Origin of the sequence: Caldalkalibacillus salinus, assembly GCF_016745835.1 — a bacterium.
Lineage (GTDB): Bacteria > Bacillota > Bacilli > Caldalkalibacillales > JCM-10596 > Caldalkalibacillus_A > Caldalkalibacillus_A salinus.
The window spans coordinates 24,702-43,070 of sequence record NZ_JAERVL010000004.1 but is presented as its reverse complement, the minus strand read 5'-3'; the positions used below and the strand labels follow the sequence as shown (position 1 = coordinate 43,070).

At 39.5% G+C, this 18,369-nt stretch carries 19 protein-coding genes; 4 read left to right on the top strand and 15 right to left on the bottom strand.

From position 1 onward, the window contains the following. The first annotated feature begins 141 nt into the window (after positions 1–141). Together JKM87_RS03935 and JKM87_RS03930 are read left to right on the top strand one after the other, a co-directional pair. Positions 142–1,770 carry a Na/Pi cotransporter family protein gene (locus JKM87_RS03935; protein ID WP_202078190.1) on the top strand — a complete coding sequence of 543 codons (1,629 nt, stop codon included), beginning with the start codon at positions 142–144 and terminating at the stop codon, positions 1,768–1,770. 329 nt (positions 1,771–2,099) lie between these two features. Then, a complete protein-coding gene (locus JKM87_RS03930; RefSeq protein WP_202078188.1) occupies positions 2,100–2,954 on the top strand; it encodes a metallophosphoesterase in 855 nt (284 codons plus the stop codon). A gap of 76 nt (positions 2,955–3,030) precedes the next feature. On the opposite strand, the gene JKM87_RS03925 is transcribed toward JKM87_RS03930, so the two are convergent. The 10 genes from JKM87_RS03925 to JKM87_RS03880 form a co-directional block, all read right to left on the bottom strand. Further along, a complete protein-coding gene (locus JKM87_RS03925) occupies positions 3,031–3,423 on the bottom strand; it encodes a cytosolic protein (RefSeq protein ID WP_202078186.1) in 393 nt (130 codons plus the stop codon). Positions 3,424–3,629: 206 nt separating this feature from the next. Continuing rightward, the gene (locus tag JKM87_RS03920; RefSeq protein WP_202078184.1) at positions 3,630–4,670 is read right to left on the bottom strand and encodes a glyceraldehyde-3-phosphate dehydrogenase; all 1,041 of its coding nucleotides are present in this window, start codon (positions 4,668–4,670) and stop codon (positions 3,630–3,632) included. 548 nt (positions 4,671–5,218) lie between these two features. Further along, positions 5,219–5,644: a metallothiol transferase FosB gene (gene fosB, locus JKM87_RS03915; protein ID WP_419761835.1), complete on the bottom strand. Its 426-nt coding sequence runs from the start codon at positions 5,642–5,644 to the stop codon at positions 5,219–5,221. 80 nt (positions 5,645–5,724) lie between these two features. Further along, complete coding sequence (locus JKM87_RS03910) at positions 5,725–6,225, bottom strand: CYTH domain-containing protein (RefSeq protein WP_202078182.1); 501 nt, start codon at positions 6,223–6,225, stop codon at positions 5,725–5,727. A 24-nt stretch (positions 6,226–6,249) separates the two neighbouring features. Further along, the gene (locus tag JKM87_RS03905; RefSeq protein ID WP_202078180.1) at positions 6,250–7,266 is read right to left on the bottom strand and encodes a nucleoside triphosphate pyrophosphohydrolase family protein; all 1,017 of its coding nucleotides are present in this window, start codon (positions 7,264–7,266) and stop codon (positions 6,250–6,252) included. Positions 7,267–7,324: 58 nt separating this feature from the next. Continuing rightward, positions 7,325–7,924, bottom strand: a complete 600-nt coding sequence (locus JKM87_RS03900) for a GNAT family N-acetyltransferase (RefSeq protein ID WP_202078178.1) — start codon at positions 7,922–7,924, stop codon at positions 7,325–7,327. Positions 7,925–8,010: 86 nt separating this feature from the next. Beyond that, positions 8,011–8,481 (bottom strand): GNAT family N-acetyltransferase, encoded by a 471-nt coding sequence (locus JKM87_RS03895; RefSeq protein ID WP_202078176.1) that lies wholly within the window; start codon positions 8,479–8,481, stop codon positions 8,011–8,013. A gap of 422 nt (positions 8,482–8,903) precedes the next feature. Further along, positions 8,904–9,812: a phosphotransferase gene (locus JKM87_RS03890; protein ID WP_202078175.1), complete on the bottom strand. Its 909-nt coding sequence runs from the start codon at positions 9,810–9,812 to the stop codon at positions 8,904–8,906. Positions 9,813–9,851: 39 nt separating this feature from the next. Further along, positions 9,852–11,123, bottom strand: a complete 1,272-nt coding sequence (locus JKM87_RS03885; RefSeq protein ID WP_202078172.1) for a D-alanyl-D-alanine carboxypeptidase family protein — start codon at positions 11,121–11,123, stop codon at positions 9,852–9,854. Between the two features lie 98 nt (positions 11,124–11,221). Beyond that, complete coding sequence (locus tag JKM87_RS03880) at positions 11,222–11,440, bottom strand: hypothetical protein (RefSeq protein WP_202078170.1); 219 nt, start codon at positions 11,438–11,440, stop codon at positions 11,222–11,224. A gap of 351 nt (positions 11,441–11,791) precedes the next feature. Between JKM87_RS03880 and pepF the strand changes: the two genes are divergently transcribed. Both pepF and JKM87_RS03870 read left to right on the top strand, forming a co-directional pair. Further along, positions 11,792–13,603 (top strand): oligoendopeptidase F, encoded by a 1,812-nt coding sequence (pepF, locus tag JKM87_RS03875; RefSeq protein ID WP_202078168.1) that lies wholly within the window; start codon positions 11,792–11,794, stop codon positions 13,601–13,603. A gap of 492 nt (positions 13,604–14,095) precedes the next feature. After that, entirely contained in the window at positions 14,096–15,154 is a 1,059-nt protein-coding gene (locus JKM87_RS03870; protein ID WP_202078166.1) for a PDDEXK family nuclease, read from the top strand. Positions 15,155–15,315: 161 nt separating this feature from the next. On the opposite strand, the gene JKM87_RS03865 is transcribed toward JKM87_RS03870, so the two are convergent. From JKM87_RS03865 to JKM87_RS03845, 5 genes are all read right to left on the bottom strand, one after another. Continuing rightward, a complete protein-coding gene (locus JKM87_RS03865) occupies positions 15,316–15,795 on the bottom strand; it encodes a hypothetical protein (RefSeq protein ID WP_202078164.1) in 480 nt (159 codons plus the stop codon). Next, on the bottom strand, positions 15,792–16,187 hold the full coding sequence (locus JKM87_RS03860) for a hypothetical protein (RefSeq protein ID WP_202078162.1): 396 nt from the start codon (positions 16,185–16,187) through the stop codon (positions 15,792–15,794). Before JKM87_RS03860 ends, JKM87_RS03865 begins: the two co-directional genes overlap by 4 nt. Positions 16,188–16,259: 72 nt before the next feature. After that, the gene (locus JKM87_RS03855) at positions 16,260–16,421 is read right to left on the bottom strand and encodes a hypothetical protein (RefSeq protein WP_202078160.1); all 162 of its coding nucleotides are present in this window, start codon (positions 16,419–16,421) and stop codon (positions 16,260–16,262) included. A gap of 38 nt (positions 16,422–16,459) precedes the next feature. Further along, a complete protein-coding gene (locus JKM87_RS03850; RefSeq protein WP_202078158.1) occupies positions 16,460–17,344 on the bottom strand; it encodes a hypothetical protein in 885 nt (294 codons plus the stop codon). Between the two features lie 49 nt (positions 17,345–17,393). Next, positions 17,394–18,362 carry a hypothetical protein gene (locus JKM87_RS03845; protein ID WP_202078156.1) on the bottom strand — a complete coding sequence of 323 codons (969 nt, stop codon included), beginning with the start codon at positions 18,360–18,362 and terminating at the stop codon, positions 17,394–17,396. Between the last annotated feature and the right edge of the window lie 7 nt (positions 18,363–18,369).

The following is an 18,369-nucleotide window of genomic DNA, read 5'->3' as shown; positions in this document are numbered from 1 at the left end:
TTTTCGTCAAGGTTAGAATGAATTCTTCTTTTCAACTAGACTAATATCGGATATAATATTGATCGAATGTGCAATTTTCTGTCGAACATTAGCAAAAGGTAAGTAGTTGTAATCTAATTCTTAAGGGGGATTATTAGCAATATGGGCTGGACTGAATGGCAGGACATCATCTTTAAATTTATAGGAGGATTAGGGATCTTCCTATTTGGTATTAAGTATATGTCCGACGGTTTACAAAAGACAGCAGGAGATAAAATGCGCAGTCTTCTTGAGACATATACCTCTAACCCAGTAATGGGCGTTATTGTCGGTATTGTAGTCACGATACTCTTACAAACTTCAACAGGGACAACCGTTATGGCGATCGGGTTAGTTAACGCCGGGTTAATGACGCTTAGACAGGCTATTGGGGTTATCATGGGGGCTAACATAGGAACAACCATGACCGCTTTTATAATCGGGATTAAGATTGAAGAGTACGCCCTGCCGATCATCGCCGTCGGCGCATTCCTCATTTTCTTTGTGAAAAAGAAAATGTATCAATATTATGGACAAGTTATTTTTGGATTCGGGATGCTCTTTCTAGGTTTAAGTTCAATGGGTGGCGGTTTGAAGCCCTTACGGGGCCTCCCCATATTTGAAGAGTTTATCGTTGACCTTTCTCACAGTCCACTATTAGGCGTCCTTGTCGGTACTGTGTTTACTGTGATCGTACAAAGCTCGAGTGCGACTATCGGGATCCTTCAAACACTGGCCGATGAGGGTATGATTGAACTCGTTCCTGCACTACCCGTCCTGTTTGGTGACAATATTGGGACAACCATTACTGCAGTTATAGCTGCCATCGGGGCAACTGTCGCAGCCAAACGTGCAGCTGCAGTTCACGTGATATTTAATATTATCGGGACGACTATATTCATCATTATTCTGCCTTTAGTAGCGAACTTAGTGGCTTTCTTGGGTGACATCACAGACGCCAATATTCGTATGCAGATCGCTTATGCACATGGTATCTTCAACGTGTCCAATACCCTTATTCAACTGCCTTTTGTGGCGTTATTAGCCGTACTCGTGACACGCATGATTCCAGGAGAAATGAAGGAATTAGAATTTGGAGCTAAATACTTAGATGATCGTTTGTTACCAAATCCATCTGTGGCGTTAGGTCAAGCCCATCATGAGATTATTCGTATGGGTGAACATGCCAAAGAATCGCTGAACGATGCGGTTAATTATTTCTTTACACGCCAAGAGAAATTTGGCAATATCGCCCTTCGAAAAGAAGAGTTGATTAACGATCTGGATGACAAAATTACATCTTATCTCTCCACGTTGCAACAAAGTGCTTTAAACGAACAAGAATCTGGTAAGGCCTCTATCTTGGCTCAGACTGTGAACGATATCGAACGGATTGGAGATCATGCCGAAAACCTTGTGGAGCTCGCAGAATACACGATAACGCATAAAGTTGAGTTCTCCGACGAAGCACTTGCAGATCTGAAGAAGATGATTAACCTCACTGATAAGACGATTGGGCAAGCGATACAAGCACTCAACGACGAGGATAAAAGCCTTGCAGAGAAAGTCCTTGAAAATGAAAATGAGATCGACCGTATGGAGCGCAATTTCCGCAAGAGCCATATCACACGTTTAAATAATAATTTATGCACAGGTAATGCGGGTGCTGTTTTCCTTGATTACCTCAGTAATCTGGAAAGAATGGGAGATCATTCAAAGAACATCGCACAATACGTCATTCATGGCGAATAATATCGTGACTTAAAAATTGCTACCTTTTGCTTTATCACCTCTCCAACCGGGGAGGTGTTTTTTTATGCTCACAAGCTAAACGTTAAGTTGTGCTCACGAGGGCTTTATCCATAAAAATTTTATAACAAGATATCCATAATTTATATATAGAGAACGAAAGTTATTTCTAGTATGATAGAAGATAGTGCTTATATAAAAATTTATATAAAAAAGTATAGACATATGTATATATAGATGAACGTGAAATATAAATGCATTTTTACGATGTCTAACCCATTTATTGTCATCGGTAGGTGAAAGTTCGCACTCATATAAAGGAGTTGTTAATTATGTTACTCACATCTCTCTTGACATTAGCGGGGGTTTCTGTTCTTTCAAAAGCTTACTGGAATACGTATCGTCCCGAACTTAAGCATGTTAATGTTCCTGTATCACCGTCTAAACAGCTTTCAAAGCCACTTAATATCCTTCAGTTGACCGACTTACATGTGGAAAAACTGTGCGTGACACCGGAGAAAATTAAAGATTTAATAGGATCTGAGACAATTGATATGATTGCCTTAACAGGTGATTATCTTGATCGCGTCCAGAGTATAGATCGTTTCATGAACTTTTTGAGTGAGATTTTGGACATTCCTACTCGATACGGTGTTTATGCAGTGTGGGGAAATCATGACTGGATCATATCAGAACACTTACCTCACTTAAAGAAGAGAATGGAAGCGTTAGGGGTTAACGTTTTGGAAAATGAGGCGCATACACTTTCTGTTGACGGTACGCCTGTACACATCATCGGTATAGACGATCACTATTCAGGTCATTCTAATATTAGACAAGCTTTCGCTGAAGTTCCGGAAGTCGGCGTGCGGTTTATTCTAACACATGATCCATTGATCGTGAAACAATTACCCCATCACTTTGATTATCTTATTTGTGGGCATTTCCACTCGGGACAGATCTACTACCCCCTACCCGTTCATTCACTAAAAATGGGACTAAAACCCTTAAAGAAATACTTGTGTGGCATTCAAGAAGATACTAAGCGCAAGTACTATATAAGTGGAGGACTTGGACAAACGGGTGCTAATCTACGATTAGGCTGTCGCCCTGAGATTACTATTCATACCTTACACCCGGATGAGCATACAGAAACAGGCATCTCGAAAAAAGATTATATTGCTTAAACCCCCATTTTGTATATCATTCTGTGTAAATGGACGTGAATGATGATACTTTGGGGGTTTTGTTTTTATGTCTTTATTATTTTTTCTCCGACAGACCCGTACCAGCAAACGTCAATCTTTGATCCAATTTTTCATAAAAATGGATGACTTCTCGTTTACTAAAACCAGCGTCGAAAGGTAAGAAGGTCGTTTTAGTCGTGACTGTAAAATCAACAGCCGTTCTAAAAGGAAAGACTGTAATGCAACTCACAACTATAAATGCTTTTTTAGGTTTTAAAAACTCTGCGGTGATTTCGCCATGATCCTCTGAGTAGGATAGGACGTTAATACGTGCATCCGCTTTCAATAAATCGTCAACAGCGTCCAACGATTTTTTGAGGTTCGCTTTATAGTACCTTGTTTGTAACCGTTCATCTCGATGTATTTCCTGGGTCTCCGCTCTGTTTGAGAAAAAATCTTTTATCCCCATAATGTTCCCCCTCATGCATGACCTCTCTTGGGCCGATGTTTAAGTTTCTATTCATTGCCTTGCGACTATTTTTTAAGTTTAGGCCATGTGTTTTTCTCACCTAGGCTCTAGGCCACTTCTTTTTCTCATTATAGCATGAAGGTGTTCATTTGAGGTAAAGTGTCTATTTCTTCGATCAATATGATTATGTTTTTATGACCTGTTCTCTATACGGTTACTTGGGTTTGGTAAGACAGTGAACGGCTAAGAGCGTCCCCTACATATTTTACAAGGTCAACGACACGACAGGAGTAGCCCCATTCGTTATCATACCAAGCTAGGACTTTTATTTGTCGACTTCCTAGTACCATAGTGCTCGCCCCGTCAATAATTGATGAATGTTCATTCCCTACAAAGTCGACGGATACGAGTGGGTCTTCAATATATTGGAGGATACCCTGGAGTGTACCTTGGCTTTCCAATTCTAACACACGGTTAACAGTCTCAACGGTTACGTTCTTTTCAACATCGACGACAAGGTCAATAATGGAGACGTTTGGCGTGGGAACTCTCAGAGCCATACCATTGAGCTTCCCGTCTAAACGAGGTAACACTTTTCCTACAGCTTTAGCCGCTCCGGTCGAAGTTGGAATAATTGATTGTGCACACGCTCTGGCCCTTCTGAGATCTTTATGAGGATTATCTAGATTCTTCTGGTCATTGGTGTATGCATGAACCGTTGTCATCATACCTTGCACAATACCAAAATGATGATCCAAAACCTTAGCAACGGGGGCTAAACAGTTCGTCGTACATGATGCATTCGAAATAATATGATGTTGATCAGGGCGATATGTGTTTTCATTGACGCCCATGACAATCGTAGCGTCTTCACCTTTACCAGGGGCCGTAATAATCACTTTTTTCGCTCCGCTACTAAGGTGTTTCTTAGCACCATCGTAATCCTTGAATTTGCCGGTCGCTTCAACCACAACGTCTACGCCTAATTCTCCCCATCCTAAGGTAAGTGGGTCTCTGCTGGAAAGAAGCTTTATTCGTTTGCCGTTAATGATAAGCGCGTCTTCCTCCGTTTTAATATCTATGTCAAAAAAGCCTTGCACACTATCATACTTAATCAAGTGAGCTAACGTTTCTGCCGGGTAACTGGCATTGATGGCCATTATGTCAATAGCATCGTCTAGCACGGCTTTTCTAAACACCATACGACCAATACGACCAAACCCATTAATTCCAATCTTGGTTTTCATGTTATCGTCTCCCTTCTATTAGGTCATATTATATTATACTATATTTATATTAAGTATAACACATTGCGGAACAAGTTGCTTCACTTTTAAACATATATCATGGTTCCATTTTATTATGATGACATTAAATCTTAAGAGTGATTAAGTCTAAAAAAAGGGTACATCAAATGTTGGGGTAAGAAGCGCAAGCTCCGTACTCCCCTGATGCTAACAAATAGACTTTTTACTCGTTTTAATGTGATGTTGGGACGTGCTTACGGCCGCTCTTACTCAGGCCCTTCTTTTTATTGATATCATAAGGGAAAGAAGGCCTTCATAAAGGCGGTAGATAAACCCTCCAGCACATCCCATCATCCGCATGTCTGAGTTCATCTAGTACCCCTACTTGTTTTGGCCAAATTCAAGTATGTAGGATAGAGGAGCTTGCGTGTTTTTAATGCTTTTTGAATTTTCCGTATACCCCAACATATATTGTAGAGCCCTAAAAAAAAGCCCTATAAACTGTGTGTACACCACACCGTTTATAGAGCCTCCCCTCACTTGGGACATTATGCCTCTTTAAAAAACGTGATATGAGGTTTTGTTGCCCTATAATAATCCAAACGATCACTTAATGTACCAGTGTGAAACTCAAATCGGTGACCATCAGGGTCCAAAAAGTAGATGGATCGTTTGTCTCGCTCATCCCTTTCTCTTCCTTCTAATACTTCGACTTCCAGCTTGTGTAGTTTATGCAGTAACTTGTCAAAATCTGTTTCGTCGACACTAAACGCTAAATGCGTATACGAAGACCGTATTTCTTCTCGTGGTATATCTTTTTCTTCGTTAAGCGCCAGCCACATCCCAGCGAGGTCAAAATAAGCAAGAGACCTCCCTTTTACCAATATTTCAGCTTCAAATACATCAGTATAAAATTGAATGGAACTATCTAAATCCGATACAGATATACAAATATGATTCAACCCTTTGACCAACATCACACAGCACCTCTAATTTTATCAACGATTCAATCGTATATTGAAGTTTTAATTTCTTAAAACTGACTCAATGCGTATCATCCAAATGACGTCTGCAAGGACTTCCATAAAGTCTTGTTACGGTACTCTTTTTTACTGCCCACTTCTTCACCAAACCAAGATGGGGGTTCGAAAGCCAGGGCTTCTTCTTCGGTGTTAAATTCTACTTCGACTGTGATCAAATCAAAACCCTTATATTCGTCTATTTCCATGGAAATTTTATCATATTCGACGACGGTTCTCTTCTTCACTAGTGGTGTTTTCCCCTCCATCAATTGATTATATATCTCTTCATCAATCCTGTATTCAATTTCTTCTCTTGCCATGCCATGGCCCTTTTTAAATGTATGAGTATATTGAACGCTTTTCTCTTCTTGATCTACATATACGGCTTTACGTACCCTGATCTCCTGCTCTTCTGACAAGGCGAGGTATGTTTGCTCAAAGATTTGCGAGGCTAGTATTTGTATCCGCCCACTGTCAATCTCTTCTTGTGGAAATTGATTAAGTTGGTATTTACGTTCTATTTCTATGCCCATTGTATCACTTCTCCTTTATCTACTTTATTTTAATTTGAAGTATAAGAAAAGTTGACCCTGTTTTGCTATGTAACGCGGGTCCTCTTGTGGTAAGTGCGCCCCAAAACAGACGACCTCAGCAGCATGCTTCCCTAAATAAAGTGAGACTGTCTCACCTTTTAATATTGCAGAAGGTGTTATTGTTGATGGGACACTAACGTAATCGTCTTGCTGTGTAAGATATGATAAAATGTCCGCAATGATCTCACTGTATACTCCTGGAATCAGATGTTGTTTTTCCGGGGGCATGTTAACTTCTAGGACCAACCCTTCTAACCCTTCTACGGGGGCACAGGTTATAAAGCGTCTGAATAATGGCAGTTGCTGTTGAATGTTATCTTCAAGTGGAAGATGTAATTGCCAAGGAGAGCCACCCCAAATTTTCCTAGATTGTAATAATTCCTGCTTCTCTAAGTGTTCAATAAACCTTTTCCTAGCTGGTTCTGTCGTAGGATCATGGGTGAGTTCAAAGCGTCCTATATCCCTAGATAAGTTCTTCTCAAGTATTTTTTCTATTTGGGTAAATAAGTTCGTATTGAGACATTTGGCTAGCTGTAAAAGCTTAAGATGGAAGTGAGCGATTTCAGCTGCAACGCGTTGTTCTTTCTCCGTTTTTTTCTTCTTTTTATCCCCTTCATAATGATTTAATATGCGAGCAATCTGTCCTACGGCAGGTGATAAGGCTAGTGTGGCTCGCTGAAGATCTTCAGGAACAGGTAGGGATTGATATAATTCATATGTCTGACTTGTATACCCTAATAGTTTGTATTCTTCCTCCAAATCGGCACAGTACTGATTGGCAATACACGTAGAGATAATATAAAGATCTGTGAGTTCTGAGATAAACGATTCGACACTCGCTTCTCCTGCATTCAGGATTTCTTCACACGCTTCACCGAATTCCTCTATTAATCGGGCAAGTGAAGAAAGTGGTTTCCAGTACCCCCCAAGCTTTTGAATAGATTCATCTATCCGTGCTTGATAATCATTGACTCGTGGCATAAGCAATCCCTCCTCATAATAAAACACCCTTTCAACAGCGAAAGGATGCATCTCGTTTTCACCAAGACTTATTTTTATGTGCGCGTTTGAGCTGCAAAATATCTTGAGCACCATCTTCCTTCCAAAAGGGACCATAACGTTCAATATCATGTTGTCTAGATACTGAGATGGCATAGATGTCCACATTTTTCTCCCATTTGATGATTTGCTTCTCCCATTCCATACCAACCTTAAGAGCGACATTTCTACTTTTTGTATGTCGAGGGTCAATAATGGAGATGAGTCGTGTTAAGCCCAGGTGATGAAATCCATAATCTCGACAACCAATAGCCGCTTCTGTGGCATACCCTTTATTCCATTCATGTCTTACCAATGAGTAGCCTATTTCAACCTCATCTCGACCCGCAATAACTTGAGGCATTAACCCCACTTGTCCGATAAAACGTGACGATTCTGTCTCTTCGACAATCCACAATCCTATCCCGCTTTTCTCGTAACATGATCGAACCCACCTTACCCAAGTGCGGGCCTCAGCTTCATTTTTGGTTGATGAATAATAGGCCATCGCTTGTGGATCGGTAAAAATCTGTAATAAGTATGGGATGTCTTCCTCTGTCATCTCTCTTAAAGACAAACGTGCTGTCTCAAGAATTCTCATGTTGGTCCCCCTTATAAAGATAGGACTTGGACTTCATGGTTGATCGAGGACTTTTCTCCTTGTCCACAACTCAAGTAGCAAATCGTCTAAACCTGCGCTATATTCATGACCAAGTGGGAAATCGCCGCAGTCCTTTCTTTCCCCTGCTTCGTAATGGTACGTTCTGACTCAGAAGCAAAACCAACTTGCTCAAAGAAAGAAATGGCTGCTAGGTTATTCTTAGCGACGGCTAACGTCATCGGCAGTCCATGGCTAAACCTCATGCCAACAATGACCTGAGATCCTATGCCTTGTCGATGATAGTCCGGATGAAGTTCTAGTTGTTTAATATGTAAGACATCGTTCTCAACTTCATAGGACAAATAACCAACATCATTTCCACGCCACACCACTATGAGATCATTTCCTGGACGAAATATATAGCTCAACTGCTCACGTTCTAGCTCATCATCCCAACCGACCTGAGCTTCAAGTAGGCTGTAAAAGTTCGATTTATGTATTTGGCATATGAAATCAAAGTCTTCTTCTGTCGCGCGTCTAAGTGATACCCTGTCCATATATACCTCCTATGATACATCAATATTATGATTAGGACCTAAATAGGATAACCTGCATTTTTATTAAGTTGCATGGCTATGTTACATCTTTTCTATTTTACTAGGTGTTCTCCTCGCCGTAAACGTTTATAGGACTATTGATATAGGCAAAGATTTTCTTATCTCGTGATAAAATAGTCCTTCTTTATTACTCTATAGTTCTTCTTTATTACTCTTATGCCCATTATTTTCTTTTGGCTTTCCTAATTTCGACATCGCACGAAGAATTCCCTTCTGTGATTCATTTTTGATTACATAGTCTCTGTTTGTTTAAACTTACCTTAACAAAAGGTTGTATATGTCAAGCAACTATACCTTTAGTCCTATTTTGATAAAAAATTCTAAATTTTATTGGTGTAAAAAACCTAGGATTTCTAAGTATCTCACCTCTTTAGTAGGTCTTTGGAATGATTGGCCTTCTGAAAGATGAATGCCCAAACATACTGGATTTTATCTTTTTCAGGGAAAGATATCAAGCGATCTAACAACAGCCAACGAAGGGCTGCTAACATTTCAAAGCGGCTAAGAGTGACGGTATCGATATAGTGATGTTGTAAGTAAATATCCTTAAAACGTTCGTATATTTGTTTTCCGTGATATAAGTACAGTAAAAAGCTAGCCCAAGCAAAATCGTAACGAAAATCTTGAAGTTGTGCACTTGTCCAGTCAATAATGGTATACCGTTGATGTTGATAGAGAAAATTTTCTAATGTGTAGTCTCCATGAGTCATTGTTAAAATGGGAGGGGGAAGTTCTTTTGTAATGGCCGCAACCAGGCTGTTGATGTCGGGATGCTGTTCAATGAAAGGGAAAAAATGATGGACTAAAGATGTATAAGAATAATAAGACTCTTGGCCTTGATTGTGTGGATCATATTTGGTTTTGAAAAGCGCACAGGGATGACCGGATAACTGGTGGAGTTTTACCAAAGCATGAGCGAATGCTTCGGTATGTTCCCAAGGTCGTTGGACAATGGGACGCCCATGATAGGTCATCGCTAATACTTCATGCCCGAGTTGATTCACGCCCCACCCTAATACTTCCGGTACGTTCAAGCCTGAATTTAATAATATGTGATGCTGTTCATATTGACGCTTAGCGTCCGTTGTGACTTCTTTGTCCCATATTTTTAAGACAAACTGAGGAACTTCATAACCGATTCCGATGACGGTTGCTTCCTGTCCAGGAACAACAGGAATAAGGTTATCCTCAGTCAACCACTGTAGCATAGATGCAATATAGGAGTTACAATTGATCCATTTTATTGAGCGTATTACTTCAATGTTAACCATGTTACACGCCCCGTTCCTATCACATGTTTGTTGTTAACCTTAGTATTTATTCATTTCATAGATGGGCTGTTTGATCTTTTTCTTTCTTTTCATCAGTCGGTGCCTTTTTCTTAATTGAACGGAACCGAAATAAGTAAATGGAGTCCCAAATAGAGTCAGAGCGAGCATAAACCAAACATAAACGTATGATTGTTCTTCCTCTTTTTCCTCGTATATAGAGTGGTGGAGCGTCATGACATCTACAGTCTCAACTGCATCCTCCCCCCTCATAATGGTGAGTTCACCTACTTTTTGCCCTTTTTGAAGACCGTTTAATATTAACTCGTTTAATGTAAAACTTTCCGTCTGTTTAAAATGAAGTGTATAAGGGTTGGTATTAATTTTTCTATTGAGATAGACTGAGCGTTTTGGTCCAACCAACACAGGCTTGTCATGCAACATCATTGTTTTGGTCCACTTATTTTCATCAATGACGGGAACCTTTTCAAGCTGGCTCATACTAAATTGAGAAATACTTTTAATTTCATCGTATATATAAGCGATATTCGACTTCATGATGACATTAATGACTGTTTTTCCATCTCGCTCATCTATCTTCACCAGTGTATTTCCTGCTGGAGTGGTGAATCCGGTCTTACCGCCTAAGCTGTCCGGATCATCATGTATACGACTGGGATTGGTAATGACCATCGATTGTCTGGATGTTGACACTTTTACACTCTTAGTTCCTAATGCTTCTAAAATACGGTCGTTCTTAATTGCCTCTCTCGTAATCAGTGCCATATCATACGCTGTTGTGTAATGTTCGGGGTGATGAAGCCCATTTGGCGTTTTAAATTGAGACTGAGTGGCCCCTAACTCATGGGCTTTTTGCGTCATCATGTCCCCAAATAACGCTTCAGTACCTGCAATGTGTTCAGCAATCGCCGTAGCCACATCATTCGCGCTAACCACAATTAATGCCATCAAAGCATCGTCTCTTTTAATCGTTTCTCCCTCATAGAAGTATAGGGGTGAGCGACTGCGTACTTGATTAACAGCATTCGCTGAAAAGGTGATTTCTTCCCCTTCCTCCACATGCTCCATTAGCAACATCGCTGTGAGCACTTTTGTCATGCTAGCTGGATAAGCAGTCTCAAATGCATTTTTCTCAAACAGCACTTCACCCGATTGAGCATCTATACCCACCGCGTATTTACTATTTAAAGCTATTTGGGCGTATGCTTGATGGTTAGGCACGCTTGAGAAAAGTAATAGTATAGACAATAGTACAATGAGCTTACATTTATAAACCTCGCCTGCAAACTTCATTTTCTCCCCCACTCACCTTATTCCTCAATGTTCTGAGATGACTAAACCTGGTAAATATATTTGCTAACTTTCATGTTGTTTTGAATCTTCGATTGTGTTTAAAAAAGTTCCTTCAGTTTATGTAACTCGTTTCTACTCTTTATCGGCTTAACTTTTCTTTTCTTGCTACACATCCTACACAAAAAACCAATAATGGCGTCGTCTTTGTCTGTACCCTTTGTATGCTTACCTTTTGGTGTTTGTTGACGATATAGGGCATAAGTTTTTTCTTCTAGAACTTGTCCACATTCTAGACATCGATCTTCTGTATGACTCAATGCTGTCCCTCCTGTATTTACTATATGTATCAACGTTATATATTCAAATGACAATCCCTTATCGTTGTATTGTTCTATTTTTTAATTGAATCTTCAACACATACCCTTTTACAACCTTTTATATTTTTACATCACTCTAATGTTATCATACTAAAAATATCCCAAAAGAGCACCTATCAGGTTTTTGTCAGATCATGTAAATGAGCCGTGCATTTTTGGATTTTTTTAAAAATAAACACTATTCGAAAATGGCGACACCATTTATAATAAATATATTATTAGCCTTACGAAATATTTGGCTTTCTTAACAAAAGAATGTGCACCCATTAACTAAAGATAGGAGATGTTTGTATGGAAAAACGGTTATTGCGTGATCAAGTCCCTGAATCTATGACTTGGAATCTGCAGGATTTATTTGAAACCGAACATGAATGGGAGGGTGAAATCAATCAAATTTCACAAGATTTACCTATGGTCACACAATATCAAGGGAGACTAGCTGAGGACCCTAAAACCTTACTCAATTGTCTCGAGGCGGAGGAAAAGCTCAGCATACGCCTAATGCGTGTGGCCACTTATGCCAACTTGCGTTCATCTGAGGATGGTACGAACCCTACCAATCAGGCCAACGCTTCTCGGGTGGCAGCGCTCGTATCTACAGTAAGCGCCTCACTCGCATTTATACGTACAGAGATACTTGAGATGCCTGAGGAAACGTTAAGACAGTACATTGCAGAAGAAGACGGCTTAGACGTTTACTCAAAAAGTCTAAACGACATGTTAGAAGAAAAGCCCTATCGCCTGTCAGCTGAAACGGAAGAAGTCCTGGCATCATTAAGTGAAATCCATAACGCTCCGTATATGATTTATCAAAGAGCGAAGCTGTCCGATATGCAATTTAATGATATTCGAGACGCCAGTGGGCAATCACAACCGATGTCTTTTGCGCTGTTTGAAGACAAATATGAATTCTCTCCTGACACTGAGTTGCGTAGAAATGCTTATGCTTCCTTTGTACATACGTTACAACAGTACAAACATACCATCGCGGCTACTTACGCCACAGAAGTTAAAAAACAAGTGAATATCGCTAAATTACGAGGGTATGAGTCCGTCACAGATATGCTCCTTCAACCCCAACAGGTGAGTAAGGAAATGTACCACAACCAGTTAGATATTATACAACGAGAGCTTGCTCCCCATATGCGTAGACTCGCTAAATTAAAGCAAAGGGTATTAGGTTTAGACAAAATGACATTCGTCGATTTAAAGGCACCGTTAGACCCTGAATACAACCCTAGCACCACTTTCGAGGAAGCGAGTGCAACCATTTTAGAGGCCTTACAGGTCATGGGAACTGAATACACCGATATTATGGAACGTGGTCTCAAAGAGCGTTGGGTTGACCTTGCAGATAATGTAGGGAAATCTACTGGTGCCTTCTGTTCTAGTCCTTACGGCGTGCACCCCTACATCTTGGTCACATGGACAGATACGATGAGAGGCGTCTTCACCCTAGCACATGAGTTAGGACATGCGGGACACTTCTATCTCGCAGGACAGCATCAAAGTTATGGAAATACCCGACCTTCCAGATACTTTGTCGAAGCCCCATCTACAATGAATGAGTTGTTGTTAGGTCAGCATATCCTCTCTCAAACGGACGATGCTAGAATGAAAAGATGGGTCATTCTTCAATTTTTAGGCACGTACTACCATAATTTTGTGACTCATTTACTCGAAGGCGAGCTACAACGTAGAGTCTATCAATTGGCAGAGGAAGGACAGCCCATAACGGCATCCACCCTATCAGAACAGAAGCGGGATTTACTTCAGAATTTTTGGGGCGACACGGTTGACATTGACGAAGGCGCAAGTCTGACTTGGATGCGTCAACCACATTACTACATGGGTTTATATCCATATACTTATTCAGCAGGTTTAACCGCTTCAACTGCTGTCGCACAATTATTTCAACGTGAGGGTCAACCGGCAATTGATCGCTGGTTAGAAGTACTTAAAGCAGGAGGAACGATGAAGCCGTTAGAACTGATGAAATATGCTGGAGTTGACATGTCTCAACCTGAGCCGATTCACGAAGCCGTTGCTTATGTTGGCACACTAGTGGATGAATTGGAAAAAAGTTTTACCATCGATCACTAAAATTAAAATAACACGTGTGGCAGCTGACCTATCTTTGGGGCAGCTGCCTTTTTTACTATGACAAACCTGACTGACTCTAAGAGGGCGTTAAAATAAGCGAAAGGCTAGGTTCGTTTGAATTTACAGACGAAGTTTTATATATATTTAAGGACGCCCCCCGTAAATGATGTCGAGTTGTGCGAATCATTTATTGATTTGTACTTACAATCTGATTTATATCTGATATGTGCTTAACATAATCACATACGAAACTGTCATTTTCCCTTCATAAATACTTAATAATACTTGGTTAAAAATTTTTGACAAGAAGAAAGGAAATCTGAAAAATTTGTTGAAATACATAGAAAAGAGTAGAACATTGTAACCTTCTGTGGACATTCAAACTTGTCCATTTCTTCTGTCCTCGAAGCGTTCTTCTATTTTTAAAATTTTTGAAAAAGGTTGTGAATGAGCATGCGTACAATAGGAGATAATCAGAGTCACCTCAAGTTTTTGTCTAAATATATTTTTGAAAGTAAAAGACTTTTAGAAGAATTCATTATAGAATGTCCCGACTTCATTGAAGAGGGATTGGAGGTTGAAGAGAGACACAAAGAAGTCGATTCCGATATCATTGATTTAGTCGCAAGAGATAGTGAGGGGACCCTCACCTTAATTAAACTTCATGTAAGCAAGGAAGACCGAGATATTGTTTGGAAATCTGCCTTCTATCAGTCTGAGTTTGAAGAAGATACAAGAATGATTATTGTAAATTATGATTATGATTCTTCTATACATAAAGCTTTACAACACGTGAAAAACGTTGACACAAAGTATCATTTCATTGACAACAGAGGGTTACTCACCATTGACGAATTTACAGAAGGTACCGTTGTCAAAAAGGTGCCTGTCTTCGATGAAGAGGATACTAAAGACACTAAAAGCTCAAAAAACAAATTCAGCGATGATTTCTTGAAAAAAAATCCTAAAGCCGAAAAACTAGTTAAAGAAGAACAATCCAAAGAAGCTGCACCCACAAAAGATGAGCATACGGAAAAAGAAGCAAAAGCGAGTGAAGAGGAAGCTCAAGAAGTTCCAAACAAAAGTAATAATGACTTCCGTAAAAGCTTTCTCAAAAAAAATGATGATGTGAAAAAAGACGATGTCAGTGATGAGTCTACAAATAAAAACGTCGCATCAACGCATAATGAGAAAAAAGAAGCTGAAGGTGCTGAAAAAACACCTCAGCAAGCCGAAGACACAAACAAGAAAAGCAACAACGATTTCCGTAAGAACTTCATGAAAAATAATAGTGGGGCAAAAAGTTCAGATCAAGCATCACAACAAGAACCATCCCAAGAGAAAAAGAAGGATATCCCCGATTACTATCAGAAGAGCATGTATACTAAACAGGACAGCAGTAACCAGCAGAAACCTAAAAATAACACACAATCCGAAATTGATCAGTACCTAAAAAATAACTCGTACAAAAAAGAAAACCAAAGTCAAAATCAAGGTGAGAAAACGAGTAAAGGAAATCCGTTTAGAGACAAAATTTCTAATGAATCATAATAACTATACTTAAGAGACAACCAATTGATACTCAAAAAAGGAGGGGCACCCCTCCTTTTTTATTTCGTTAAGGGGGGCACATCGTGTTCGTATTAGTCAAAGTCTATATCGGTTAATCTATTGGATGAGTGGCTGTCTCTTCATCATAGAACCTCTTAAATTTAGTGATAATACGTGTAAGAAGCTCCTCTTCTAATTTTCTGTTTCACACCGTTGAAATACCGCGGCCCATAAGTTTCTACAACGGCAATAATGGTGGGACCTTCATAGATTCGGGATAGAAAATAATCTGGATGTTCATATTCAACAGGAAATCTCGTATTGCTTTCATCTAGTATGTCGAAGACGACGACCTCAAAAGAATCCTCATAAAATGATAGAGCACTTGGCTCTAGGTAATTCAGTTTTGTATTTTTTTCAAGACTATTGACGAACGCGTCATAAGCCCGCTGTTGGTGATAAATAACATCCCCTTGCGCTAATGCGTACTCATCTAATTGAAGTCCAGCATCATGAAGGGCAATCTCTACTTCTTCTTTTAAGTAGCGGCTCGCCTTAATATCTGTAATGAGATTAAACTGTAACACCCACACAAGGATAGAGAAGGTTACAATGATCCAAACTCTAATGGTTTCCCTCATGACTGCCCCCACTCCGAAATATATTCACTCATCATATATTTCTCAAAGTGAAATAGATGATGAGATTGAACCTTAAAGAGTGGCAAAACGTGCATTCGAGGCTTCGGTACACTCATTTCTAAATGTAAATATTCTCCTCTCTCCGTGATTGTCTCTGTTCCTTTAATGTCTACCTTACTCGGATCAAAGTGATGGATGCGCTCGAGATATTGCAGCATGTCCTGATATATATCGTCTGTGAATTGCCCTTGAACAGCAGCTTTCTTTGAGCCTTCATACATTGCAATATGTATGGCCTCCTCCACCTGGTTTGCATGGTAATACAACGCGCCTTGAAAAACACCCCAAAGCACGAACGGAAGAAGTAGCCATTCAAACAGTGTTATTCTCACGTCACTCACACACCCTTATAAATGAACATTTCAAAATCTTGGACTACTATGTCGATAAAAACAATAATAACGCTATCCTTCGCTCCCCTGTTCTGGTAGGTTCGTAGAGTTAATCGTACTGTCCATTTCATTCGCTTTATCCGTCACAGTATCATACATTGTATTGAACACTAATGTACTAATAACTAAGACGCCTATTCCTAGTAACAACCATTCTTTAATTGCTAATCTCATCGTTTATTCCTCCTAGTTTAGCTCTTATTTTTATAAATTTACAAATTAGTCGTTTCTAATAGATCGGTAAACATCGTCACAATCATCAGTAATAGCCATGCAATCGTCAGTAAGTTTACACAAAAGAAAAAGGTATCTATAAGAATAAAACGTTTTTCCTTCTTTCGATTCCCCCCTTCAAAATAGGAAACTGAGAACACTTTAGAAGCGCCCTTTAAAATTTGTATGGCGTCCTCCTTGGACGTATCATCAATTTTATACAAGATATTACTGAGTGTTTCTGCATCTTCACCTCCTACTTCAGTTGAAAACTGTGTCTTAGCCAGGCGAGGGTCGTATTTCCAGGTATAAAGAAACTTTAACAAAGCATGGTTAATATACTGAAAGTATGGGACACTTTCGCGTATAAGGTTATATACATTGATTTCCTGTCCCTCTGTTAAACTTGTGAGTTCTGCTTGAAGCATGTCAAACAGGGTGAATAATTCTTGATGCTTTTTACGTTCCCTAAATAACCTAAGTTGATCTAATAAATAATTCGTTAGTGAAAAACGTAAGCTTGGACTACTCAGAATAAGCAGCGTCACAACGCCTAGCAGAGAAGACATTGGGACACTATGCTGGTCAATCGACGGTAGGATGACATAATAAACACAAAGGGTGCTGATCACCGTCCACCTACACACCTGGAAACGAAATGCATTTATAATACTAGGGACACCCGCTCGTTTTAGCTTCTTTTCTAATGATGTCTGTTCAGCTTTTTTTATCATTTCATATTTACGCTCATCAACCACTCGCTGAATCTTTGTACGGTAACGTTTGCGCTCTGTTTCTGTCGTTAAAAATTGATACATTTTTAGTGTGGCTACGAGTACCACAGTGCTATAAATAATATAGGTTGTAATAGGTATCCACTCCATAAGACACCTCCATTCGATTCTAGTGCAAAGTGTATTTGTTCATGACCGTTTAGATATCTGCTTTTGGCTTTCGCATTGCACTGGCCATAAGTGTGGACAGGCCGCTTAATACCAAACATAAAATAAATAACGATAACGTCGTCTTTTGTGTGAAAAAATACCAATAATTAAGCACACCAGACATCTGGTAAGAGAAGAAAATGGCCAATGGTAAGGCAAACATTGAAAAATACCCTTGCCAAACCGTATCTTGGTTTCGCGTTGTTTCTTCCTCAATATCTACTTTTCTCTTTCTTATGTCTTGATCTAAATGGACCAACGATTGGAATATATCAGCTCTTGAGATATGCGCTTTTAAAACTAATTTGCCAAAACGTTTCGCAAACTGACTATCGATAGAGTAGATAAACACTTGCACAGCACGATCAAATTCTCTAGGTGATTTTTGAACTTGCATCGCATTAACCAGCTTAATTAAAGTTTGTTTCATATCTGGATCTTGGACCTGTTGTAACGTGTTGACCAACGTAAAGTAGATGTCTTTTCCAGTGCTTTGATAATGAGATAAAATAATATGAAAGATATTTAAAAATGTGATTGAATTTCTTGCTCGAAGTCCACTCAACCTTATCCTTGCTGTCGTATAAGGTAGCGAACCGATAAGTAACCCTAAAAACAATCCTAAAATAATATCTTGTAAAGCCATTGTCAGTAATATTGTAGAAACAGAGAATAGGACTAGTGTTAAGAAAATGAACTGTGTCACGGCTTGTGGTCGGTCCTCTTTATTTAGGGAATTGTAGACCATCTCTAAATGCTGAATGATGTATGAAGAGTTTTGTTTTAGTCGCTTGGCACTCTCTACTTCGTTATGCGTTCGTAGCCTTCGTCTGCTGACCTTTAACGAACGCTCAGCTAGAAGTGGTCTAACTAACGGCGTTATGCAGCGCCATAAACCGTATATGATCATTGAGTAACCTAGTACTTTGAAGCTTAGCTCCAGAATTACACTCCACATATAAACC